Annotated in this window: 29 protein-coding genes; 22 read left to right on the top strand and 7 right to left on the bottom strand. The window is 37.9% G+C overall.

The features are described 5' to 3' along the window. Positions 1-15 precede the first annotated feature (15 nt). Positions 16-1,101 carry an alanine dehydrogenase gene (gene ald, locus NMG88_RS15335; RefSeq protein ID WP_227373492.1) on the bottom strand — a complete coding sequence of 362 codons (1,086 nt, stop codon included), beginning with the start codon at positions 1,099-1,101 and terminating at the stop codon, positions 16-18. Between the two features lie 218 nt (positions 1,102-1,319). On the opposite strand from ald, the gene murA reads away from it, so the two are divergent. The 11 genes from murA (at position 1,320) to NMG88_RS15280 (ending at position 8,725) form a co-directional block, all read left to right on the top strand. After that, on the top strand, positions 1,320-2,666 hold the full coding sequence (murA, locus tag NMG88_RS15330) for a UDP-N-acetylglucosamine 1-carboxyvinyltransferase (protein WP_254035585.1): 1,347 nt from the start codon (positions 1,320-1,322) through the stop codon (positions 2,664-2,666). 253 nt (positions 2,667-2,919) lie between these two features. Then, positions 2,920-3,585 carry a DUF4340 domain-containing protein gene (locus tag NMG88_RS15325; RefSeq protein WP_227357940.1) on the top strand — a complete coding sequence of 222 codons (666 nt, stop codon included), beginning with the start codon at positions 2,920-2,922 and terminating at the stop codon, positions 3,583-3,585. Between the two features lie 145 nt (positions 3,586-3,730). Further along, positions 3,731-4,774 carry a DUF2891 domain-containing protein gene (locus NMG88_RS15320; RefSeq protein ID WP_254035584.1) on the top strand — a complete coding sequence of 348 codons (1,044 nt, stop codon included), beginning with the start codon at positions 3,731-3,733 and terminating at the stop codon, positions 4,772-4,774. A gap of 187 nt (positions 4,775-4,961) precedes the next feature. Next, entirely contained in the window at positions 4,962-5,978 is a 1,017-nt protein-coding gene (gene galT / locus NMG88_RS15315; protein ID WP_026795488.1) for a galactose-1-phosphate uridylyltransferase, read from the top strand. Positions 5,979-6,155: 177 nt separating this feature from the next. Continuing rightward, positions 6,156-6,617: a hypothetical protein gene (locus NMG88_RS15310; protein ID WP_199918582.1), complete on the top strand. Its 462-nt coding sequence runs from the start codon at positions 6,156-6,158 to the stop codon at positions 6,615-6,617. Next, on the top strand, positions 6,580-6,894 hold the full coding sequence (locus tag NMG88_RS15305) for a hypothetical protein (RefSeq protein ID WP_199918583.1): 315 nt from the start codon (positions 6,580-6,582) through the stop codon (positions 6,892-6,894). Before NMG88_RS15310 ends, NMG88_RS15305 begins: the two co-directional genes overlap by 38 nt. Before the next feature lie 269 nt (positions 6,895-7,163). Then, positions 7,164-7,460: a hypothetical protein gene (locus NMG88_RS15300; protein WP_026787698.1), complete on the top strand. Its 297-nt coding sequence runs from the start codon at positions 7,164-7,166 to the stop codon at positions 7,458-7,460. A gap of 6 nt (positions 7,461-7,466) precedes the next feature. Beyond that, the gene (locus tag NMG88_RS15295) at positions 7,467-7,868 is read left to right on the top strand and encodes a type II toxin-antitoxin system VapC family toxin (protein WP_027250071.1); all 402 of its coding nucleotides are present in this window, start codon (positions 7,467-7,469) and stop codon (positions 7,866-7,868) included. Between the two features lie 12 nt (positions 7,869-7,880). Then, entirely contained in the window at positions 7,881-8,039 is a 159-nt protein-coding gene (locus NMG88_RS15290; protein WP_158442081.1) for a hypothetical protein, read from the top strand. A gap of 36 nt (positions 8,040-8,075) precedes the next feature. Continuing rightward, positions 8,076-8,333: an AbrB/MazE/SpoVT family DNA-binding domain-containing protein gene (locus NMG88_RS15285; RefSeq protein ID WP_026795486.1), complete on the top strand. Its 258-nt coding sequence runs from the start codon at positions 8,076-8,078 to the stop codon at positions 8,331-8,333. Next, positions 8,321-8,725 (top strand): type II toxin-antitoxin system VapC family toxin, encoded by a 405-nt coding sequence (locus NMG88_RS15280; RefSeq protein WP_235751501.1) that lies wholly within the window; start codon positions 8,321-8,323, stop codon positions 8,723-8,725. The genes NMG88_RS15285 and NMG88_RS15280 overlap by 13 nt, the downstream gene beginning before the upstream one ends. A gap of 99 nt (positions 8,726-8,824) precedes the next feature. Here the strand turns inward: NMG88_RS15280 and NMG88_RS15275 are convergent, their stop codons facing one another. Together NMG88_RS15275 and NMG88_RS15270 are read right to left on the bottom strand one after the other, a co-directional pair. Continuing rightward, entirely contained in the window at positions 8,825-9,151 is a 327-nt protein-coding gene (locus tag NMG88_RS15275; RefSeq protein ID WP_026787700.1) for a type II toxin-antitoxin system RelE/ParE family toxin, read from the bottom strand. Next, positions 9,135-9,425, bottom strand: coding sequence for a type II toxin-antitoxin system Phd/YefM family antitoxin (locus NMG88_RS15270; protein WP_026787701.1), 291 nt, complete (start codon positions 9,423-9,425; stop codon positions 9,135-9,137). Before NMG88_RS15270 ends, NMG88_RS15275 begins: the two co-directional genes overlap by 17 nt. 132 nt (positions 9,426-9,557) lie before the next feature. Between NMG88_RS15270 and NMG88_RS15265 the strand changes: the two genes are divergently transcribed. Genes NMG88_RS15265 through NMG88_RS15255 form a run of 3 tightly spaced genes read left to right on the top strand, consistent with a single transcriptional unit; the run spans position 9,558 to position 10,775 of the window. Beyond that, the gene (locus NMG88_RS15265; protein ID WP_235751503.1) at positions 9,558-9,782 is read left to right on the top strand and encodes an antitoxin family protein; all 225 of its coding nucleotides are present in this window, start codon (positions 9,558-9,560) and stop codon (positions 9,780-9,782) included. After that, positions 9,769-10,212 carry a PIN domain-containing protein gene (locus NMG88_RS15260; RefSeq protein ID WP_042154300.1) on the top strand — a complete coding sequence of 148 codons (444 nt, stop codon included), beginning with the start codon at positions 9,769-9,771 and terminating at the stop codon, positions 10,210-10,212. Before NMG88_RS15265 ends, NMG88_RS15260 begins: the two co-directional genes overlap by 14 nt. Continuing rightward, the gene (locus NMG88_RS15255; protein WP_254035583.1) at positions 10,209-10,775 is read left to right on the top strand and encodes a hypothetical protein; all 567 of its coding nucleotides are present in this window, start codon (positions 10,209-10,211) and stop codon (positions 10,773-10,775) included. The genes NMG88_RS15260 and NMG88_RS15255 overlap by 4 nt, the downstream gene beginning before the upstream one ends. Here the strand turns inward: NMG88_RS15255 and NMG88_RS15250 are convergent. Continuing rightward, positions 10,762-11,025, bottom strand: a complete 264-nt coding sequence (locus NMG88_RS15250; protein ID WP_026787704.1) for a hypothetical protein — start codon at positions 11,023-11,025, stop codon at positions 10,762-10,764. The genes NMG88_RS15255 and NMG88_RS15250 overlap by 14 nt on opposite strands. A gap of 487 nt (positions 11,026-11,512) precedes the next feature. Here NMG88_RS15250 and NMG88_RS15245 point away from each other — a divergent pair, with 487 nt between their 5' ends. From NMG88_RS15245 to NMG88_RS15235, 3 genes are all read left to right on the top strand, one after another. Then, entirely contained in the window at positions 11,513-12,388 is an 876-nt protein-coding gene (locus NMG88_RS15245; RefSeq protein ID WP_227382401.1) for a ribbon-helix-helix domain-containing protein, read from the top strand. Positions 12,389-12,555: 167 nt separating this feature from the next. Next, on the top strand, positions 12,556-14,958 hold the full coding sequence (locus NMG88_RS15240; RefSeq protein ID WP_254035582.1) for a DUF1565 domain-containing protein: 2,403 nt from the start codon (positions 12,556-12,558) through the stop codon (positions 14,956-14,958). A 240-nt stretch (positions 14,959-15,198) separates the two neighbouring features. Next, positions 15,199-15,729 carry an NYN domain-containing protein gene (locus NMG88_RS15235; protein WP_042154308.1) on the top strand — a complete coding sequence of 177 codons (531 nt, stop codon included), beginning with the start codon at positions 15,199-15,201 and terminating at the stop codon, positions 15,727-15,729. A 422-nt stretch (positions 15,730-16,151) separates the two neighbouring features. Here NMG88_RS15235 and NMG88_RS15230 read toward each other — a convergent pair whose 3' ends face one another. Both NMG88_RS15230 and NMG88_RS15225 read right to left on the bottom strand, forming a co-directional pair. Next, complete coding sequence (locus tag NMG88_RS15230; RefSeq protein ID WP_254035581.1) at positions 16,152-16,697, bottom strand: helix-turn-helix transcriptional regulator; 546 nt, start codon at positions 16,695-16,697, stop codon at positions 16,152-16,154. A 4-nt stretch (positions 16,698-16,701) separates the two neighbouring features. Beyond that, positions 16,702-16,968 carry a hypothetical protein gene (locus NMG88_RS15225; RefSeq protein ID WP_254034818.1) on the bottom strand — a complete coding sequence of 89 codons (267 nt, stop codon included), beginning with the start codon at positions 16,966-16,968 and terminating at the stop codon, positions 16,702-16,704. A 295-nt stretch (positions 16,969-17,263) separates the two neighbouring features. Here NMG88_RS15225 and NMG88_RS15220 point away from each other — a divergent pair, with 295 nt between their 5' ends. The 4 genes from NMG88_RS15220 to NMG88_RS15205 all read left to right on the top strand — a co-directional run bounded on the left by NMG88_RS15220 (position 17,264) and on the right by NMG88_RS15205 (position 21,323). Beyond that, positions 17,264-18,235 carry a carbohydrate kinase family protein gene (locus NMG88_RS15220; RefSeq protein ID WP_254033984.1) on the top strand — a complete coding sequence of 324 codons (972 nt, stop codon included), beginning with the start codon at positions 17,264-17,266 and terminating at the stop codon, positions 18,233-18,235. Positions 18,236-18,351: 116 nt separating this feature from the next. Further along, positions 18,352-18,753: a photosystem II protein Psb27 gene (gene psb27 / locus NMG88_RS15215; RefSeq protein WP_214560368.1), complete on the top strand. Its 402-nt coding sequence runs from the start codon at positions 18,352-18,354 to the stop codon at positions 18,751-18,753. A 115-nt stretch (positions 18,754-18,868) separates the two neighbouring features. Then, positions 18,869-20,383: a family 10 glycosylhydrolase gene (locus NMG88_RS15210; protein WP_254034816.1), complete on the top strand. Its 1,515-nt coding sequence runs from the start codon at positions 18,869-18,871 to the stop codon at positions 20,381-20,383. A gap of 82 nt (positions 20,384-20,465) precedes the next feature. Next, positions 20,466-21,323, top strand: a complete 858-nt coding sequence (locus tag NMG88_RS15205) for a prohibitin family protein (protein ID WP_026787710.1) — start codon at positions 20,466-20,468, stop codon at positions 21,321-21,323. 57 nt (positions 21,324-21,380) lie between these two features. On the opposite strand, the gene NMG88_RS15200 is transcribed toward NMG88_RS15205, so the two are convergent. Beyond that, positions 21,381-21,584: a DUF433 domain-containing protein gene (locus NMG88_RS15200; RefSeq protein WP_043937747.1), complete on the bottom strand. Its 204-nt coding sequence runs from the start codon at positions 21,582-21,584 to the stop codon at positions 21,381-21,383. Between the two features lie 113 nt (positions 21,585-21,697). Here NMG88_RS15200 and NMG88_RS15195 point away from each other — a divergent pair, with 113 nt between their 5' ends. After that, positions 21,698-23,638 (top strand): ABC-F family ATP-binding cassette domain-containing protein, encoded by a 1,941-nt coding sequence (locus NMG88_RS15195; RefSeq protein ID WP_042154320.1) that lies wholly within the window; start codon positions 21,698-21,700, stop codon positions 23,636-23,638. The last annotated feature ends 11 nt before the right edge of the window (positions 23,639-23,649 follow it).

Below are 23,649 nucleotides of genomic sequence, written 5' to 3'. Positions count from 1 at the left end.
CGCCCAGAATAGGAATTAAACTAAATCAGGAAAAACTTCCCTAACAGCAGGATGAACTAAATGATGATTTTCCACATTTAATCCCTTGGCTAAAACCGGATTTAATTCTAAAGCCTTGAGTCCCTTATCTGCTAACTGAATAACATAAGGTAATGTACTATTATTTAAGGCTTGGGTTGCTGTCCAAGGCACAGCCCCAGGCATATTCGGAACACCATAATGAACGATACCTTCCTCAATATAGGTAGGATTAGTGTGGGAGGTCGGACGGAGGGTTTCAATACATCCCCCTTGATCTACCGCCACATCGACAATCACAGAACCGGGGCGCATTTGGGCGACTAAATTACGAGAAACTAACTTAGGAGCGCGTTTTCCTAGGATTAAAACCGCACCAATTAATAAATCAGCTTCAGGAACACTTTCTTCAATTTGAGACGGATGACTATAGAGTAATTCCACACTCGAACCAAACACCGTTTCTAAATAAGCTAACCGATCCAAATTCACATCTAAAATTTGAACTTTTGCCCCCATTCCGATCGCAATTCTTGCTGCTTCAGTCCCGACTATTCCCCCGCCTAAAATCACAACTTTTCCGGCTTTTACCCCAGGAATTCCGGCTAAAAGTACCCCTCTCCCGCCCTGTTGTCGTTCCAAATAACGGGAGCCAAACTGAATTGATAAACGTCCGGCGATGATACTCATGGGCGTTAATAAAGGTAATCGACCGTCAGGAAGTTCTACGGTTTCATAGGCGATCGCCTGGACACCACTTGTAATTAATTGTTCTGTGAGTTCTCGATTAGCCGCCAGATGCAGATAGGTAAACAACAGTTGATTTTTTTGAATTAAGCCATATTCGGCGGGTAAAGGTTCTTTGACTTTAACCACAAGTTCCCGACTCCAGGCATCGGTCGCAGAATTAACGATTGTGGCTCCGGCTCGTGTATAATCGCGATTGCTAAACCCCGAACCCTCCCCTGCACCTGTTTCTACAAAAACTTGATGACCTCGTTCCGTGCAAACCCTGACACTATCAGGATTCAAGCCCACTCTAAATTCCTGATCCTTGATTTCTTTGGGAATACCAATTTCCATAAATTCTGATTTCTCCTAAGTCTTAATTAGATTTTTACACTGGATTTAAAGATCGATAAGACTTTTGCTATACCAAGAATGATATTCCTATAAAACCCTTCCAAGGCCTGATTTCGGGTTTATAAGGGACATAAAATTTGTCTAACCCCTAGACATTTAGAATCTTTTAGGTAGAATCAGAACAAAAAATCTAAGTATCGTAAACGTACAAACCATTTTTGGAGGATAGACCCATTACACTAGCTATACGTTCATCGAATGTTTCAACTGCGTCCCACGCTAACCAGTCCAGTCTTAAAATTTGGGGACGTCAACCCCTGCAAGGTCATGTTCCGATTAGCGGAGCTAAGAATTCTGCTTTAGTCCTAATGGCGGGTGCATTACTCTGTTCCGAAGATTGTCGGCTACGGAATGTTCCCTCTTTAGCCGATGTCAATAGCATGAGTGAGATTCTCATGACTCTGGGTGTCAAGATTGACCGCCAGGGCGACATTATCGACATTAAGGCGGGTGAGTTATCAGAATCACAAGCCCCCTATGAACTGGTGAGCCAACTACGGGCGAGTTTCTTTGCCATTGGGCCAATATTGGCTCGTTTAGGGATAGCCCGGGTTCCCTTACCTGGGGGATGTGCCATTGGTGCTAGACCTGTGGATCTTCATGTTCGTGGACTTCAATCCATGGGCGCGGAAGTACACATCGAACATGGGATTGTTCATGCTCATGTAGCTGGGGCGAATCGTCGGCTCAAGGGTGCTCGCATCTATCTGGATTATCCCAGTGTCGGGGCGACGGAAACTTTGATGATGGCGGCCACCCTAGCGGATGGGGAAACCATCATTGAAAATGCGGCTCAAGAACCGGAAGTTATCGATTTAGCGAATTTCTGCCGGGCGATGGGAGCCAGAATTCATGGGGCTGGCAGTAAAACTATTATCATTTCTGGAGTTCCGAGTCTACATTCTGCGGATTATTCGATTATTCCTGACCGAATAGAAGCCGGAACTTTTTTAATAGCTGGGGCGATTACAGGTTGTGAAATCAACCTATCGCCGATTATTCCAGAACATTTGAGTCCTGTACTGGCTAAACTCAAAACTATGGGGGTGAAAATCCGCATGGAAGGGCTAAACCATTTAAGCATTCTCCCCGGGGAACAGCTAAAGGCGACGGATATTAAAACCCTACCCTATCCAGGCTTCCCTACTGATATGCAAGCCCCCTTTATGGCGCTATTAACGCTGTGTGAAGGCAATAGTTTGATCAGTGAAACGGTATTTGAAAATCGTTTTGGTCATGTTCCTGAACTCAGTCGCATGGGTGCTGATATTCAGGTGAAGGGGAATACGGTTTTAGTCCGAGGTGTTCCTTTGCTATCGGGTGCTCCGGTCACAGCGACGGATTTACGGGCTTCGGCTGCTTTAGTTCTCGCCGCCTTAGCTGCTGAAGGAGAAACGACGATTCAGGGATTAAAACATCTGGATCGGGGTTATGAACAATTGGAAGCTAAACTCCGACAATTGGGTGCTAAAATTGAGCGTTTTGATCCTACGCCCACGGAGTAATCAGTTATCAGTAAACAGTTATCAGTTATCAGTATAGCAGGGAACGCCGGATCTGGGAACGCCGGATCTCGGAGGAAAAGACTTCACCGTCTAGCTTTGCTGCATCACTCTTTGTCCTAATAGGTCTGGCGACTGCTGTAAGAGTTAATATTTCCGATAACTGATAACTAATAACTGGTACAGACGCGCCAATAGCCTACGGCATCGCTGCGCTCACCGCACGTCTCTACTAATAACTAATAACTAATAACTGATGAAATTTCAACGTTCAACATTAATTTTAATGGGTTTAGCTTTGGGTTTGACCGGGGCTGTTTATGTATTTGAAATTCATGGGAAAACACAACAGCAGGAAATTCAGGCTAAACAACAACAAATTTTTTCTTTTCCTAAGAATGAGATTCAATTCTTTACTATTACAACTCCCCAACAAACTGTTACTTTGGAACGGGTGACTAACGCCGATGAGTTGAAAAAATCTCCTTGGAAAATCACCGCACCAATACAATTTTTGGCTAATCCGGCTTCGGTAGATTATTTGCTTAGAGAACTATTTAAAAATCAAAGTAATCCCTCGGATGTTAACTCGGGGATTCAGAAATTAACGGTTTCTAAAGAAAAACTTAAGGATTATGGGTTAGATACGGTCACGGATAAAATAGAAATTAAACTTAAAAATAATACAATCTATAAATTAAGTTTAGGGAAAAATGATTTTCGCGGAAATTATTTATATGCCCAAATTGACTCCCCCCAACCTTCTACAAAGGAAGTCAATATTTTGGTGATTTCTAATGATATTTTATCAACTATTAATCGTCCCATAGAGGAGTGGAAACTGCCCCCAGAAATTCCGCAAACACCTCCTAAACCTCCTACACCTCAACCCATTCCTACACCTTCCGCTAGTCCTAAATAATGTCAATTTAGCTGTTAGGAGTGCGCTGAAGCGCAACAACGAGTGCAACTATGAAACAGTCAAAAGTATTATCCCCATTCCCTGTTCCCTCCCCTCTAGCCCCCCGTGCACGGGGGGTTTGGGGGGGCTGTTCCCTATTCCAATCATGAATTTAGAATCAGAAATATTTCCGGTAAATTTAGCTAACCGATTTGCTCAGTTTGGCTTGCAATGTGTTATACAAGAATATCCTCATATTCAATATTATTGGTTAGAAAGTTCTCAGGATTTAATTCCCCATCGACAACTTAATCCGGCATTTTATGGCTGTTTAGATTGGCATTCGGCGGTTCATAACCATTGGATGTTAACTCGGTTAATTAAATATTTTCCCGATGGGGATTTTGTGTCTTCTGCTAGAGATATTTTAACTAAAAATATTACCCCAGAACATATTAAAATAGAAGCTAAATTTTTACAATCTCAGCCTCGATTTGAATGTCCCTATGGGTTAGCTTGGTTTTTACAATTAATAGCCGAATTGACTGAATGGGAAGACGAACAAGCTAAAATCTTATTAGAATATTTACAACCTTTAAAAACTGTTATTATTAATAATATTCATAAATGGTTATTAACTTTATCCTATCCCAACCGCACCGGATTACATAATCAAACAGCTTTTGCATTGGGATTAATTTGGGATTGGGCAACCTTAACTCAGCATCAACAATTATTAGAAGAAGTTGCACATAAAATCCAAAAATTTTATTACCATGATTACAATTATTCCCTCCATTGTGAACCCTTGGGTGATGATTTTCTCTCTCCCTGTCTAGCGGAAGCAGATTTAATGCGCCGGATTTTACCGCATTTTGAATTTGGAGAATGGTTAACTATTTTTTTACCCCACCTTCCCCAAAAGTTGGAAACCGATTGGTTTTCTCCGATTATTATTAATAATCCTGAAGATTACGGACAATCCCATTTTGATGGGTTAAACTTGAGTCGGGCGTGGATGTTAGAAGGGATAATCTCTGGTTTATTACCAACAGATAACCGCATCCCCGCTTTGAAAACTGTAGCAAATCTTCATTACCAAGTCGGGTTAAATCCTGTATCTGGTAATTTCTATGGCGGAAGTCATTGGTTAGGAAGTTTTGCCGTTTATCTAGGAACAAAAAGAGGTTTAAACAGCCATAAAAAATAATCAATCCTTTTTATTAGCAAATGCGCCTGTGCGGTTAGGACAAAGACTAATACATACTCTTTTCCTCCGGTGTTCTCCGTTCCCTGTTATCCGTTCCCTATTCCCTATTCCCTCCCCCCCCTAGCCCTGCGTGCACGGGGGGTTTGGGGGGGCTATTCCCTGTTCCCTGTTGCCTGTTCCCTTCTATATGACTGAACTCAGACAGAATCTAATCACCAGAGATTGGGTAATTATTGCCACCGAAAGGGCAAAACGACCCGATGAATTTACTAAAACTGAAACCCAACTTATTCCCACTCCTGAATATCGTTCTAATTGTCCCTTTTGTCCAGGGAATGAATTGTTAACTGGAGGTCGAGAAATATTGCGGTTATCGGATGATTTAAACTGGAAAGTTCGCGTTGTTTCTAATAAGTATCCTGCTTTATCTCCTGAAGGTGAAAGAGTCCGAGAAACCGATGGTATTTTTCACTCTTTATCAGGGTTTGGGTTTCATGAAGTAGTCATTGAACATCCTCGCCATGATTTAACAATGGCGTTAATGGAAATTAAAGATATAGCAAATGTGATTCAAGTTTATCGCCAACGTTATATTCATATTCGCCAAGATGCTCGGGTAGAAACTATTATTATCTTTAAAAATCATGGTCAAGGAGCGGGAACTTCTTTAGAACATCCTCATTCCCAAATTGCTGCAATTCCCATTGTTCCCTATCAATGGCGTGACCGTGTTAGGGAAGCAATTCGTCATTATGATGATACCGGAGAATGTATTTTTTGTCGCACATTAAAGGAAGAATTAGAAGCCCAAGAACGAATTGTTTTTACCAGTGAACATTTCGTTGCTTTTATTCCCTATGCCGCCCTTTCTCCCTTCCATACTTGGATTTTTCCCCGTCGTCATAGTTCCTCATTTGATGAAATTACAGATGTGGAAATCTTGGATTTAGCTAAAACCTTAAAAAATGTTCTAGCTAAATTTTACTATGGCTTAAATAATCCCGATTATAATTATACTATTCGTTCAATTCCCACCGCCGAACAACGCACCGATTATTCCCATTGGTATATTGCATTAATTCCTAGGGTTTCTTTATCCGCCGGATTTGAATTAGGCAGTGGAATGTATATTAACACCGCTTTACCCGAAGAAAGTGCTGCATTCTTGCGTTCTGTTAAAATTCCTCCTGATAATTGCTATTGATACTAATATTATTGTTAGATTTATTACTAGAGATAATGAATTACAGTATCAACAAAGTTTAGAATTGTTCAAAAATAAAAATATTTTTATTCCTGATACTGTTTTTGATGAAGTAATTAAACGGAAATAGATGAGTATGAGTTATTTATTAGATACTAATATTGTTTCCTGATAAAAATGACATTTATTGACTTTATTATTGTTTTCATAATCATCCTAATTTTAGTCTTATTTGGAATTAGAAAACGGGGAATTTTATCTAGTTTTACTGGTGGTAAACTTGATGAATATCTTAACCGATGGGAGGTTTATGCACCACAATCTTACCAGAAAATACGAGCAACCAATGATATTCAGATAATTGCTGAAAAGACGGGGTTTTCTCAGGTTAAAATTGCAAAAATTAAGGAACATATATTTTTTAAAGAACATCAATTAGATGATGGTATCAGGTTGTTTGATCCTGATCCTGATATTGCTGATGCTTGGTTTAGGTTACAAGAAGGAGATTATAATGATCAGGATCTAAGGTTATTGAAGCATGAATATTTTGAAGCTCGTTTTGAGGGAATATTTCAAACTGATTATCGGACTTCCCATAATGCTACAATTAAGTCAGGGAGAACATGGACTCCTTAATGAGTATCAATTTAAACTTTATTTAGAGGAATGTTTTATGGCTTTTTATGTAATGTTAATTAAGGTCAACGAAGATGAGCAAGGTGTTACTTATAATTTTGGAAGTGACTCTGAACATTTAGGAAAGATTCATCTTGATAAACATCAGGGAACAATTCAAGAAATTGAACCTATTAATAGTGAAAATTATCAACATCTTTTAGTTAGAGCAGAGGTTAAGTTACGTCAACATTGGAAAGCGGGTAACTTTCCTGACCACACTTGTTGGGCTTCTTGATTTTTAAATTGTTGTCTAATAATTTCGGGAATTTCAATAAATCCTGATTGATTTAAGGTGACTAAGTTCATAATATTTTCCTAACCTAAAGTTACCTGTGTATATTATAGCAGCGATCGCACTCCTAACTCCCTTACACCCCATATCCCAAATTCTCCTAAACCCCTTACACCAACAAAAGTATATCTTTGAACATCATTGGACAAGATTTCTGTAATATGCTAAGATTAGAATGGTTATCTAATTGTATTTGAATGGAGGCAATCAATATGTTATCAACTGATGTTAGACAAGAATCCATGATCAAAAGAATTGAGCAAGTTGTTTCGATTTTAATGGAAGAACGTCCTTTGTTTAAAGAAGAACTGAATCAGTCAAAAATGATTGAAGAGTTATTTAAACTCTTTCAAGAAAACTTACCTTTTGAAAAATTTAACACGATGTCAGATCAGGAATTAAAGAAACATTGTAGTCTGATTATGGTGACAGAAGCAGTGGCGGGAACTTTGAATGAATTAACACCTGAACAAATGGCTATTTTTGATGAAGTAATTAAACGGAAATAGATGAGTATGAGTTATTTATTAGATACTAATATTGTTTCCTTATCCCTGAAAAATAATCTTAAAGTTAAGGAAAAGCTCAAACAATTAGAATCTCAAAAAGAATTACTCTGTATCAGTTGCATTACTTATTTTGAAATTAAAAGAGGATTATTTGCAGTAAAAGCAACTAAACAACTAGAGAGATTTAATGAATTTTGCCAAGATTATAAAATTATTTTATTAGATGATTTAGCAATTTTAGAGAAAGCAGCCGAAATTCATGCCAATTTAAGGTTAAGAGGATTACCGATCCAAACAGAAGATATTTTAATTGCTGCGACTGCTATTGTTAAAGGTTTAATTCTGGTTTCTAATGATAGTGATTTATTGAGAGTTGAGGGTTTAAGTTTAGAGAATTGGGTAGAGTGATAAGTTGAAGTTTTGTTAGAGGTGTTATATAGCGATCGCACCCTCAACAACCCTACAATAAAAAGCGATCGCACTCCTAATTCCCTTACATCTCAAGAAGCGATCGCACCCTCAACAACCCTAAAGCGATCGCATAATGATCGGTTTGATACACACAGTAATTTATGTTAAACTTAAGATAGGAAAAAGTATGTAAATATTATTTCAATGGAAACTACTAAATTGTCAAGTCAAGGTCAAGTTACTATTCCTCAAATCTTAAGAGATCAGTATCATTGGGAAGCGGGTCAAGAATTAATCATAATTAATCTAGGTGATGGAATTTTATTAAAGCCTAAAAAAACTTTCCCAGAAACAACATTAGATGAAGTTGCTGGGTGTTTGAAGTATCAAGGAAAAGCCAAAACAATTGAAGAAATGGATCGAGCAATTGCTCAGGGAATAGAAGAATTATGGAATCAATGATTGCTATTGATACTAATATTATTGTTAGATTTATTACTAGAGATGATGAATTACAGTATCAACAAAGTTTAGAATTGTTCAAAAATAAAAATATTTTTATTCCTGATACTGTCATCTTGGAAACTGAATGGGTTTTGCGGTTTGCTTACAAGTTTAAACCTTTAGAAATTTGCCAATCTTTTAGAAAGGTTTTGGGTTTACCGAATATTTATTTAACAAATGAAAAATTAATTCTACAAATTATTAAATGGCATGAAAATGGTATAGATTTTGCCGATGCTTTTCATTTAGCTTCAAGTAATCATTGTTTAGAATTTTATACTTTTGATGAAAAATTTATTAAAAAGTCTCAAAGTTTATCTATTTCAACAGTAAAACATCCTGACTTGTAAATTAGTGTACTTCAAGCGATCGCACTCCTAACTGCCTTAGACTAAAAAGCGATCGCACCATTAACAACCCTACAATAAAAAGCGATCGCATTAATAATTTTACTCCAGATCAAGGGGATTAAAAGTAATTAAAGATTGTGCGCTATGACGAAGATAAAGAATATAAACTATATCCTCTCGAATGGTGAAAATAATCCGGTATTTATTCCTTGATTTCCCATAAATAATTTGTCTGATTTCTTCAGGAAAATCATCGTTTTCTCTAGCTAAAGCAAAACGTTTTGGCTTATCTTGTAAAGTAGCAATAGTATTCATTAAATCTCTAAACCATTGATCAGCATAATTAGGGTTAAGATTTTTTAACCAAAGATAAGCAGATTCTATTTCTAGTTTAGCATTCCGGGTTAATTTAACTTGAAATTCCATGTTTTTGCTGCATTTCTTCGATGAATTGATTTAGAGGTTGTGTGTCACCTGTTGCTATATCTTCTAATCCTTTTTTAATCCCAATAATAGTTTCTAATTTCTCTATAAAATCCAGTAATTTTTGATAAGATCCAGCATCTTGTACTACTAATTCGGCTTTCCCATTAACAGTTAAAACGATAGGATTACCTGTTTCTTTCATCTGGGTAATCATTTCATTTGTATTCCGTTTAAAGGTGGAGAGGGATTGAATATCTCGATTTAGATTAATCATGATTGGGGACTTTGCACTAAATTTGCATTAAATTTAATGTTAGCACAAAATAGCAAAAGCGATCGCACTCTCAACACTCCTACAATAAAATAGGTTATAATAGCAAGCAGTTAAATAATCACCTAATTCATTATGCAACAAAGTTTTGATGCGGTTTTTGAAAACGGGGTTTTTCGCCCCTTAGCTGATTTCCAATTAACAGAAGGTCAAACCGTAAAACTGATTATAGAATCGGAATCTATGAAAAAAACGAAAGGCTTTCCTAAAACGGGAATTATTGCTAAACTAACAGCAAATCCTCTTGTGATTCCTAACTTTCATTCCCTGACAAGAGAGGAAGCGAATGAACGCTGGTAAACCTCAACGTTTTTTTGTTGATTCTAATATTTGGCTCTATCGTTTTATCGTTAATCCTAATGATTCAGATGCTAGAGCAAAACAACAAATAGCTACAAGTATTACCAGTCAAGAAAACCTAGTTATTAGCACGCAGGTTGTCAATGAAGTCTGCTCAAATTTAATTCGCAAAGCCAAATTTGATAATTCACAGATTCAAAATATAATTGATGATTTTGGAGCGGGCTGTGAAATTTTACCTGTTTCTTTTGCAACAATTCAGTATGCTGTAAAATTGCGGGATTGCTATTTATTTTCATTTTGGGATAGTATAATCATTGCTAGTGCAATTTTAGGCGATATAACTATTCTATATTCAGAAGATATGCAAGATAGTTTAATCATCGAAGATACTTTACAGATTATCAATCCATTCAGAGATTTAAAATGAGCGATCGCGCCCTCAACAACCCTACAATAAAAAGCTTAATTTTAATCAGTCAAGAGCAATGTCCAGAAATGCAAGGTTGGGAAAACGAATTATATCCGATTAATTGTTTAGATTTATCAGGTTTATATGATCTGGAAATTCTGAATAATAAAGGATTAAAAAATGATGAATCTTGGTTAAATTTAATTAATTTATATGAAGGTAATCCCGTTTGTTTAAAAAGTATTGCTATTTTAATTAAAAATATTTTTGATGGTGATGTTGCTGAGTTTTTAGCGGAGAATGAATTAGTGATTACTCAGGAAATGCGATCGCAGTTTAACCAATTATTTCACAGACTTTCACCTATTGAACAACAAATCGTTTTAAAATTAAGTGAATTTGAGCAACCCTTATCCAGAGAAACATTGAGAGAAAGTGTAGAATTATCATCAACGGATTTAATTAATGGGTTACAATCTTTACAACAACGGTATTTAGTTACTAAAATAAAACAGGATAAAATTATGTTTAAATTGTCTTCTATTTTTGGGAAATATGTAAAAAACTTTAATCTCGATTAGGAAGGGAACGATCTTGACGAATTTCTTGTTGCCATTTTTGAGGATTGATTTTAGAATAGACATTGTTTTTTGCTAATTTATTTAAGGCTTCAGACATTTTTTGACCATTAGATTTAGTTGCATTCGTTGATATTTCTTCTTCTAAAAAAGTAATTTTAACTTCAACTGAATTATCTAAGTTGATATCTGGAGTTTGATCCAGCCATTGAATAGAATTGTTTTTTAAAATAGCATTGAAAGTTTTTAGCATGATTTTTTCACTAATTAATAAGTTGATAATTCTGGTGAGTCCCCACAAGAAGCCTAGACTAATAATTATATAGCAATCCCCGCCGAGGTAGTAATATTTTCTCGTCGGGGTTTTGTCTCCCAACCCCTACCCTACATTGTTTTTTTCATACACGGATTGCTATAATCTTCCCTACACCCTTAGCGAGCGACGATACCCGCTCCACAGACCGCCTTCTTCATTCTTTACAAAATTTACAGTTTTTTGTGTTTGCACCAACCTATACTGCTAAATGTAGGCGATTGCGGGATAATGTTGAACCGGAATTCAAAGCGTCAACGTTTATCCTGCCCAAAAGTGAGCCCTATAACCTCACAATTGAAAGTCTACCGCCATCAAATTAACAATTTGGGATCAAAAACGATTTTAAATTTCGGGTTAAGTTCAAAGAACATCCCAAGTCCTAAATCTTTGCATCCTCAGTGAAATTTTTAAGGAATATATTCTCATGTCCACCAATAGAAAAAAACGCACGACTCCTGCTACCCGTAACACTTCTGCCATTAGTGACAAAGTAAAAGTTACGGTTTCTTTAACGGCTGATGCTGCTCAACAGGTGGAGGTGCTTGCTAAGGAATTAGGGGTATCAAAATCAGAATTATTTGAACGTTTGACTAAAGAACATTTAAACCAAGCTACCCCAGAGGAAGAAACCACAGCCACCGTTAACGTAGAATCTCCTGCGCCTGCGACTGATGATACTGCTTTAAAACAGGAGATTGAAGCCCAAGCTAATACGATTCAAGAGTTAAAACAGCAACTCGCTCAAACCGTTTCTGTCCAAACATATCAAACCTTAAAACAAGAAGCAGAACAACAAAAACAAACCCTAGCTGATTTACAACAACAACTCCAACATCAGGGTACAGAAACGATGACCGCAGAAACTCACCAAGCCTTGCAAAACCAGTTAGAACAGGAACAAAATACTATATTGCAACTCAACCAGCGCCTTGAAACCCTGGAAAAAGAAGTGGAAAAAAGCAATAGTTCTCTAGCTGAACTGCAAGTTAAACAAGGGAGAATTGCGGAATTAGAAGCAAAGTTAGATCATAGTATTTCAGAAGATAATTATCATAATTTAGAATATCTCTGTGCGACTCAAAAAACACAAATGGCAACTTTGGAACAAAAATTAGCGAGTTTAATTTCCACTAAAACCCAACATCAAGGAACTGCTAGTTATGATGCCCTAAAAAACTATCTGCAAGAACAAGATGATTTAATTAATGTTTTGGAAAAACGGGTTTTAGAACTGCATGGGTTAGCTTCCTTTGGAGAATCTCAACTATCCAAATGGCGAAATCGCACATTCAACGGTTAAAATTACAACAAACACCCTTAATGGCTCAAACCCTCTAAGGGTGTAACTAACAAAACAATAATATTAAAATAAATTGAATTTTTCCGGTTTTTTGACCGAATCCCTAACACGAAGGGTGTAACTAAAGTTTACAATAAAGCGCAGATAGTTTCAACAAAAACAAAACTATGGTAACTCTTTACGTCAACCCCGCCACTGGAAATGATTTTAGTTCCGGGGAGTCGAATAAACCCTTTAAAACCCTAAAAAAAGCCCTTTCCCAAGCTCAGTCGGGAACCACAATTTACCTAGAACCAGGAACTTATAGTAGTTCAAGTGGTGAAGTCTTTCCCCTTATCCTCGCAGATGGTGTCATAGTCATCGGGAATGAGTCGGGAAAAGGCAGTGGCATTTTAATCGAAGGGAATGGACTCCATAGCAGTAGCAGTGCTGGGAGTCAAAATATCACAATTTTGATGGAAAATAACGCCCAATTGCGAGGCGTCACCGTTACCAATATTCAAACTAGAGGAACGGGAGTTTGGATTGAATCTCAATCTCCGATAATTGCTAATTCTACCTTTACCCGATGCAAACGAGAAGGGATTTATGCCGTAGGTTCGGGAAATCCTCAGATTCTCAATAGTATTTTTGTCCAAAATGAAGGCTATGGAGTCTCCATCGAAGGGGATATCAAAGGAGAAATCGGAGGAAATACCTTTGAAAACACCGGATACGGGATTTCTCTTAAAAATCAAGCTGCTCCGTTAATTCGGGATAATGCTATTGTAGAAAACCGTTCTGGGATATTAATTGCCGGGGACTCCCAACCGATTTTGCGCCAAAACTTAATTGAACGCAATACCGGGGATGGGGTGGTAATTATGAATCAAGCTACACCGGATTTAGGAACCGCCCAAACCCCAGGGGGAAATACTATTCGGAATAATGGCGGTTTTGATGTCCAAAATGCCGGAACTGCCAGCCTAACATCCTTTGGAAATATTCTTAGTTCTACTCGCGTTAAAGGAAATATACAAGTCGTGACTCAAAGCGTACCAACCGCCGCATCTGCAACCTTATTTGTTAATTCGGCTACCGGGAATGATTCGGCCACAGGCGGTCAATCTACCCCCTTAAAAACCATTGCTAAAGCTATTATCAGTGCCCAGTCGGGAACCCTGATTCAAGTCGCTCCAGGAACCTATAACGCCACTACGGGGGAAGCGTTTCCGTTAATTGTGCGGTCGGGAGTAACTATTGTTGGGAATGAGACGACCAAGGGCAAAGATGTCGTAATTGTGGGGAGTGGTCGCTTCAGTAGTCCCAGTTCGGCGGCTCAAAATGTGACGATTTTGATGGAAAATAACTCAACGGTTAAGGGGTTGAGCATTACCAATGACCAAACGCGAGGGACTGGAATTTGGGTAGAATCGGTTTACTGTAATATCGGCAGTTGTACCCTGACGAAATCCAAACGGGAAGGGGTTTTTGCCACGGGAACGGCCATTGCTGCGGTGACGAATAGTGATTTTATCGAAAATGTGGGCAATGGAATTGCTTTGGGGGGAAATGCTAAGGGGGAAATTCGGGGGAATAAATTCCAAAATACCGGATATGCTATTTCTGTCCAAGCCCAAGCTTCTCCCTTAATTATTGAAAACGAAATTCTGGAAAATCGGTCTGGGATTGTGTTATCAGGACAGTCTAAACCCGTATTACGAAAAAATCAAATTAAGAAAAATCTTCAAGATGGTTTAACGGTAATTGCTGATTCTGCCCCGGATATTGGTAGCCCTCAAGATAATGGCGGGAATGTATTTGTTGATAATGGCAAATATGATGTTCAAAATGCCAGTAAATTTACCTTAGTTTCTGTGGGAAATCAAATTAACCCGACCCGAACTTTGGGAAGTATTGAGTTTACAGCCAATCAAACCCCAACTCCTGGCCCTAGTCCCACACCGACCCCCGGCGGCTCTAGTCCCACACCGACTCCAACTCCGGTTCCTGGAGGGGCGAAATTCAACGATATTGGCGGATATTGGGCGAGAACTTTTATTGAAAGGTTAGCGGATATGGGGATTATTAGCGGTTTCCCCGATGGTTCGTTTAAACCCGATGCCACCTTAACCCGCGCCCAACACGCGGCGATGTTAATGAAAGCATTTGAATTAACACCAATTCGGGAAGGAATTGTGTTTACCGATGTGGCGGCAAATTTTTGGGGAAAAGAGGCAATTGACAAGGCAAATCGGGCGGGTTTCCTATCAGGTTATCCCGATAAAACTTTCCGACCAAATCAAAATTTAACTCGTTCTCAAGCGATTGTTTCCTTAGTCAATGGGTTGAAATTAACCGGGGGAACATCTAATAGTTTGGGCGTTTATACTGACCGTGTTCAAATTCCGGCTTTTGCTACCAATGCAGTAATTACGGCGACGGAATTAAATATAGTGGTTAATTACCCGAAAAAAGAGGTTTTTAACCCGTTAAAAGATGTTACTCGTGGGGAAATTGCTGCAATTTTCTATCAAACTTTGGTAGCCGTTAATCGGGCGCAAGCTGTTGATTCTCCTTATATTGTTTAACTAAAAACTCTGGTTCCCTGGTTCTACCAGGGAACCCTGTTCAGGAGGCAGAGCCTCCCGTTAACAGCAGGCGGAGCCTGATTAAAGTATTGCTAGGTAGAAACTAGCAACAAGAAATATCTGGTCAGGACTTACGCATTTTTTCTTCTAGTTTTTGTTGATGAGCTAAAGCTTTTTTTCCTTTTGCCTTTTTTCAAGTCGTTGTGGTATAATAGTTCCGTCAAACTTTGGCAATCGCAAATGAATGGATTACATTTGTTCATAGATAACTCTAATATATTCATTGAAGCTCAAAGAGTAGCTCGTCAGCAATATTTCTACGATGACGAACTCGTAATTCGTGTTCGGATTAGCTATGGTGATCTACTGGAGGAAATTAGACAAGGAAGAAAACTTGCAGAAACAGTGCTTGTTGGCTCTCGACCTCCCAATAATGATTCATTTTGGAATCAGTTAAAAACCGTTGGAATCGAACCAAGAATTTTTGATCGTAGTACATTCACAGGAAAAGAAAAACGAGTCGATGCAGAATTAACCAACGCTATTCGAGATACATTAGAGGATAACCCAACTCCAGGTACTATAGCGATTGTCACAGGAGATCAAGACCAAATTCCGGCACTAGAGCGTTGTGTAAAAAAAGGGTGGGCCGTTGAAATTTATTTTTGGGAACAAGCTTCTAATGCCCTGAAGAATTTTGAAGGAGCAAATTTTATCAACCTTGATCGCTCTTTTGAAAAAATAACTTTTTTGGAAAAAGTACGAGAATAAATGAAAACTGTAAAAACCTCCTTTATTCCCTAATTCCTGATAGTAGGAAGTTTTTAGTAGTGGTGTAAGCTGTTAATTATCTAAATTTTCGAGGCGATCCAAGCCAGTAAGGGGTTTCAGCCTCTAAAATATGCAGTTTAAATGCTCAACAGCTTATCTGGAAGTAAGTAACTCAGATGGATTTATTACAACAGCTTACCTCAGCAATACTTCGGACAGTTTTTAAATAGGGAAGCGATGCCTACGGCAAGCTTCACTAACGTAGCCCACCCCAGAAACCAAAAAAGTAAGTGTAATCTGAAGCCAAATAAAACAGAAAAAAGGCACTCTTTTAAGTTAAGCTAAAAAAATATACCAGCTTAACAAATTGCCTTATGAATATTATTGAATCAATCTTACAACAAATGCCAGGGATTAGTCAATTAAGCACAAGTTTCCGCCAATAATAATTGAATCTTTTCCTTTTCTTCAGAATCAACTGTTTCCCATTGCCTAACAATATTAAAATCCTTACTAACCTTAGATAACTCTAATAAAGTCGGGTCAATTCTATTTCTATATTTTTTCTCCTCATATAACCAGTTCAATATATCTGATAAGTGCCAGATAGAAGGAGTCCCGCTATAGATAGGTCTGGGACATTTTTCTTCACTCTTTATCAACAAATTACGAATATTTTGCCTTGTACATCCGAGCAATTTAGCAACCTCGGTTAAACTAATATAATCCGGGCTAACTTCAGTCAAAATTGCCTGGGGAATAGCCCGTTTCACATCCTGAATTGCGCTATAAACTGCTTTTCTAGCAGATGAAGATTCACGGATAAAATTGAGGGCAATTTTCCCCTTTTTACCGATTCCAATTAAGGCATCATCACAGCCTTCTGTTGCTAAACTCTCTAGGTAATTATCGGGATTGACTTGAGTATCTGGGAGATTAAAGTTTAAAATAAAATTATATTCTGACACCTTTTTAGTTCTCCTCTTTCTCTTTTGTTTGATTATGAATAGTACAGTTATCAATAACACGACGGATTAGTTTAGCATGATTACCTGGATTTCTAGGGGTACTCCAAACACTGGCAATACAAAATTCTCCACAGCGACAATCATTGTCATTATAAGGGCAGTAAATCTTTCCCCACGCATGAGAACCCCCCTCTACAATACGCCATCCATTTTGTTCAGCATACTTCAAGGCTGCTTCAATTTCTGGCTTAGGATGTTTTTTCCTAGACATAAAATTCTGAGCTTGTATAAACTATAGTTTATTGTACTCAAATTGTCAAGTGACAACTTATTATAACCGGGATGGAATGAGGCAAACTCTCTATTATATTTATAAGTAAATTAGGACTTACGCAGAAACCGGGTTTCTGAACGAGAAATCCAGATTTCATCCGCAAAATTAGGGCCAGAAACCCGGTTTCTTTGGTCTTGTGTGTAAGTCCTATAAATGCAAGTCTGGGTGCTGGTATTTGCGCATTGCTGACTCACCCTACAATAGTTTAGAATGTTTATTATTGTGAAAAATTATGACTCATCCTCAAGTGATTTGTATTGGTGAAATCCTATTTGATCGGTTATCAAATGAATTAGGAAAACCCTTAGAAACCGTTAAATCTTGGACAGATTACCCCGGAGGTGCTCCGGCAAATACGGCTTGTGGATTAGTGAAATTAGGGATTTCTACGGCTTTTATTGGCTGTATTGGGGAGGATAAATCGGGAGATAAATTAGTAGAAGTATTAACTCAAACTGGGGTTAATATTGTCGGAGTTCAACGGCATTCTAGTGCGCCGACTCGGATTGTTTATGTAGTGAGAGATGAAAAGGGCGATCGCAGTTTTGCAGGATTTGGAGAGCGAAAAACCACTGAATTTGCTGATACTTATTTACAATCTGAACAACTTCCAAAAGACTTATTTAAAACTGCACATTTCCTAGTTTTAGGAACATTAGAGTTAGCCTATCAACAGAGTCAAGAGGCTATATTAACAGCCGTTAAATTAGCTAAAAATTATAACGTTAAATTATTTATTGATATTAACTGGCGACCGATGTTTTGGCAAAATTGCGATCAAGCAATTGAACTGATTTTAAACTTTGTTCACAATGCCGATTTTTTGAAATTAACCGACGAAGAAGCAGAATTATTATTTAATACCATAGATCCAGAAGCGATCGCTAAACAGTTACAAATTAAAGGAGTATTTGTCACCGCCGGAGAAGGGGGTTGTACCTATTACTTAGCAGGGAATTATGGGAAAATACCCGCATTTTCTGTTACAGTAGAAGATACAACCGGAGCCGGGGATGGTTTTACCGCCGGAATTATTGATCAATTCTGTAAATTAGGAATAGAATCAATTAATCATCCTAAAATAGCTGAAAAAATAGTTAGGTTTGCCAGTGCAGTCGGGGCATTAACTACAACAAAACCAGGTGCTATTTCAGCCCAACCTACCTTAACAGAAGTTGAAACTTTTTTAAATCACTTTCTATAACAATTATCCCCCCTATTCTTAATCAAAAATAGGGGAAAATCAAAAAAAATCTATTTCAGCATGGGGATAGACCCAGATTTTGATTATAATTTTTAATGCCAATTGTAATAAAGCTCATGAAAAAATACATTTCTCGTCTGTTAGCCCTAGTTCTCGTGGCTGCCGTTACTCTAGTCGGATGCAGTGGAAGTCCATCGGGAATGTTAACGGGCAATTATTCTAAAGATACTTTAGTTGTTGTCGATAGCTTGAGAACCGCGATTCTGTTACCTGAAGATGCTCCCCAGAAGGCCGAGGCCCAAGGTCAAGCCAAGGAAATCATTAACGAATTTATCGCTCGTTACCGTCGCGATAGTGCCGTAACCACCCTGAGTTCCTTTACTACCATGCGTACAGCCCTCAACGCCCTAGCGGGTCATTATAGCTCCTATCCTAACCGTCCCATCCCAGATAAGTTAAAAGAACGTTTGCAACAGGAATTTAAACAAGTAGAAATTGCCGTTAGTCGAGGAGCATAGTCAGTTATCAGTTATCAGTTATACGGGCGGGTTCTATTTATCAGTGTGTTTCCCTACTGATTTTATTTAGAACGTTGTGAATGCTTGAAAATGTAGTAAAATCTAATAAAATTTTATGTCAAATTTAATGATTCAGCAACGCCGTTTTTCAGGGTTATTATTAAATTTTTTGATAACCCTTTCCTTAAATCCTTTTTTATTAGTTTCTGTAGCTAATTCTCAAACCTTAGCCTATTGCAAACTATCTCCCCAAGCCATCGCCCAAAAAGAAAGTTTACGACAAGCCGTATTAACGGGAAATTCAGAAGCTGTTAAAAACTATAATACTATTCTAACTCAACACGCCCAACAAGTCAATCAATGTCGTCAACAAATTACCCCTAAAAATCAAGCCATTTGGTTAAGATTATATCCCTGTGATACGAGAACCGGAGAAATTGATCGGATTTTAGATAATATTATTAACAAAGGTTATAACAAAGTTTATTTAGAAGTCTTTTATGATGGTCAAGTCTTATTACCTTCGGCAAAGAATCCCACGGCATGGCCAGCAGCTATCCGAATACCTGGAACAGAAAACCAAGATTTATTAGCAGAAACCATCCAAAAAGGTAGACAACGGGGTTTGAAAGTCTATGCTTGGATGTTTATGTTAAACTATGGCTATACTTACACATTAAAACCAGATCGAACATCAGTTTTAGCCATAAATGGGAAAGGAGAAACCACCACAACAGCAGTAGTAGACCAAACCAAAATAGACGAATATGGGGAAAGTTTTGTGAATCAAGGGTTTGTTGACCCCTATCATCCCGTAGCCAGACAAGATTATTTAACCTTATTAAATGCCATCTTACAACGTCGTCCCGATGGGGTTTTATTTGACTATGTTCGCTATCCCAAAGGGTTAGGAGCAGATTCCGTTGCCTCAAAAGTCAAAGACCTATGGATTTATGGAGAATATTCTCAACAAGCATTTTTAAATCGAGCCAGTAGTCAGAAAGGGCGAGACTTGATGCAGCGATTTTTACAGCAGGGATTTATTACCGAAATAGATGTTAAAACAGTGAATGAAAAGCATCCAGATGAAAAGGATAAACCCTATTGGCTAGATGAAAAACAGTGGAAGACTTTAGCCTCTATTCCCAAGATGGGAGAAACTTTACAATTACAATTATGGCGGCTAAGTGTTGCCCATGCTAGACAGGGAGTTTTAGATTTTTTAGCAATAGCAACTCAACCCGTACAAAGCCAAGGAATTCCAGCCGGAGCGGTATTTTTTCCCGAAGGAAATCGCAGAATTGGACAGATGGGTTTTGACTCTCGAATGCAGCCTTGGGATCAATTTTCGCCCTCGATTGAATGGCATCCCATGTCCTATGCTGTCTGTGGTCAGGTGAATTGTATTACGGCTCAAGTGCAGCAAGTTGTGACTCAGGCGCCCCCAGGAACTCAAGTTATCCCAGCTTTAGCGGGAGACTGGGGAAAATCGATCAAAAATCGCCCGTCTTTGGAACAACAAATGATAGATATTTACAGCACAATTCCTCAAATTAATGCTTTTAGTCATTATGGTTATGACTGGCAAGATACTGAAGAAACTAGACAAAGAAAATTTTGTAAACAATAATCAATTCTATCGGATTAACCTTAGCTGTGGTTCAGATTTGATCAATAACGGTATAATTATTTTATCAATTGGAGTAAGTTTCATGAAAAGTGCAGAACCACAAGCTGGGTTAACCAGTATTATTTTCGGAATTGCTTTGGCAATATTAGCTTTGATTTCTGTCAATTCTTTTGTGATTATTAACCCAGGTCAAGCTGGGGTATTGAGTATTTTAGGAAAAGCTCAAGATGGGGTATTATTAGAAGGCATTCATTTCAAACCGCCCTTAATTTCTGCTGTTGATATTTACGATTTGACGGTACAAAAATTTGAAGTTCCGGCTCAAAGTTCTACAAAAGATTTACAAGAATTATCGGCAAGTTTTGCCATTAACTTTAGGCTTGACCCGATACAAGTAGTCAGAATTAGACGAGAACAGGGAACCTTACAAAATGTTGTTTCTAAAGTTGTGGCTCCCCAAACCCAAGAATGCTTTAAAATTGCAGCGGCAAAACGAACCATTGAAGAAGCCATTACTCAACGGGAATTATTAAAATCAGACTTTGATGAAGCCTTGAATGAACGATTAGATAAATATGGAATTATTGTCTTAGATACCAGTGTGGTTGATTTGTCATTTTCTCCTGAATTTGCTAAAGCAGTTGAAGAAAAACAAATTGCTGAACAAAGATCAAAACGGGCGGTTTATATTGCCCAGGAAGCAGAACAACAAGCTCAAGCTGATATTAACCGAGCAAAAGGAACGGCGGAAGCTCAACGTTTATTAGCAGAAACTTTGAAAGCAACGGGAGGAGAATTAGTCTTACAAAAAGAAGCAATTGAAGCCTGGAAACAAGGCGGTTCTCAAATGCCAAGAGTGTTAATTATGAATGGGGATGATAAAAGCATGATTCCCTTCTTATTTAATTTAGGGAATACTTCAGAAATGAGTTATGAATAACCACAATTCCTAAATAATTAGAGGGTTTATAGCAGAAGGAATTACTAAACCCTCTAATTATTCAGCACCATAAGCAATACAAGCTAGAATATCTTCTCGTTCTATTCCAGAATATTCTTCTAAAAGGTATTCAATGGTGACTCCACTGGCTAAAAAATCTAAGATTAGAGACACCCAAATGCGATGACCCCGAATGCAGGGTTTACCAAAACAAATATTAGGGTCAATAGAAATTCGAGACAGTAAATCTGCTGACATCATACTTTACCTATTTTTATCGGTTTAAGTTCGGCTATTTCATAGTATAATTATAGTAGATTCCCGTGAATTAATTTATTCTGCTACAATCATCTATTTTTAATCCCTTAACGCTTATGTCTATTTTTACCTTACAATCCGTTAAAAAAGAATTTGGAACCAAAGAAATTCTCCGAGATGCTAACTTTAGTTTAGATGCGACGGATAAAGTCGGTTTAATTGGAACCAATGGGTCAGGAAAATCAACTTTATTAAAGATGATTGCGGGACAAGAATCTATTGATGAAGGGCAACTTTGGGTTAATCCCAGGGCAAAAGTTATCTATTTACCCCAACAACCTAATTTAGATGAAAACCTCACGGTTTTAGAACAAATTTTTGCCGATAGTGGCGAACAAATGCACCTAATTCAAGAGTATGAAGACCTCTCCCACAAATTAGCAAAACATCCTGAAGATTCCCAACTCTTAACGCAATTTTCCCAAGTTATGCAACGCATGGATGCCACCAATGCTTGGGAATTAGAAAACACAGCTAAAATTATTTTAACAAAATTAGGAATAGAAGATTTTGATACTCCCATTCGCCAATTATCGGGGGGATATCGCAAACGCATTGCTTTAGCAACAGCATTATTAGTAGAACCGGATGTTTTATTAATGGATGAACCTACAAACCATTTAGATGCAGCTTCCGTGGAATGGTTACAGGATTATTTAAAAAATTATCGCGGGGCTTTATTATTAATTACCCACGACCGCTACTTTTTAGACCAAGTAACCAATCGAATTTTAGAATTAGACCGAGGTGATTTATTTACCCATGGGGGAAATTATTCTTATTTTTTAGAAAAGAAAGCAGAAGCTGAGGATATTGCTGTTAGTCAACAACGCAAACATCGGGGGGTTTTGCGTCGGGAATTAGAGTGGTTAAGACGGGGGCCAAAAGCTAGGAGTACCAAGCAAAAAGCCAGGATTCAAAGGGTTGAAGGGCTGCAAGATACGGAGTTTAAACAAGTCCATGGGAAAGTCGAAATTTCCACGCCCGGTCGTCGCATCGGTAAAAAAGTTATTGAATTAAACCATGTTTTTAAGTCCTATGATAATCGACCTTTAATTCAAGATTTTACCTATAGTTTTAATCCCGATGACCGTTTAGGAATTATTGGGGGAAATGGGGTAGGAAAATCAACTTTATTAGATATGATTACGGGTAGAATCAAACCAGATGAGGGAATAGTAGAAATTGGGTCAACAATTCATATCGGTTATTTTGACCAACATTCGGAGGATTTGTTGGCGGCGATGAATGAAAATCAGCGTGTGATTGATTACTTAAAAGAAGTTGCAGAATTTGTAAAAACTGCCGATGGAACCCAGATTACAGCATCACAAATGTTGGAAAGGTTTTTGTTTCCTCCTAATCAACAATATTCTCCCTTGAACAAACTTTCTGGGGGTGAAAAACGACGGTTATTTTTATTGCGGGTATTAATGAGTGCGCCCAATGTATTGATTTTAGATGAACCTACTAATGATTTAGATGTCCAAACATTATCGGTTTTAGAAGATTATTTAGAGGATTTTAATGGTTGTGTAATTGTGGTTTCCCATGACCGATATTTTTTAGACCGGACAGTAGAAACCATTTTTTCCTTTGAAGCAGGGGGAATTTTACGACAATATCCGGGGAATTATTCGGTTTATTTAGATTATAAAAAAGCCGAGGAATTAGAGTTAAGTCGTCAAGGGGTAAAAACAGAAGAAAAAAACTTATCTGCGGGTACAGATTCGGAAAAGTCTCAACGGTATTCTTGGGATAAAAGCGGACAACGGAAATTATCTTCTAAAGAAAAGCGAGAATATGAAAAGTTAGAGACAAAAATTGCTGAACTAGAAGGGAAAAAAGCCCAATTAGAACAGAAATTATATTATGCACCTCCGGGGGCGGTTTCTAATGTTCAAGACTTGCATCAACAGGTGGAAAATATTATCATAGAAATTGATAATGCCACAGAAAGATGGTTAGAATTAGCGGAAATTGATGCTTCTAGCTAATTATAAGTAGG

The sequence above is a fragment of the Planktothrix agardhii genome (assembly GCF_904830935.1).
GTDB classification, from domain to species: domain Bacteria; phylum Cyanobacteriota; class Cyanobacteriia; order Cyanobacteriales; family Microcoleaceae; genus Planktothrix; species Planktothrix agardhii.
Note: the sequence above shows the minus strand (reverse complement) of the source record. Positions and strands in the feature narration are given on the sequence as shown.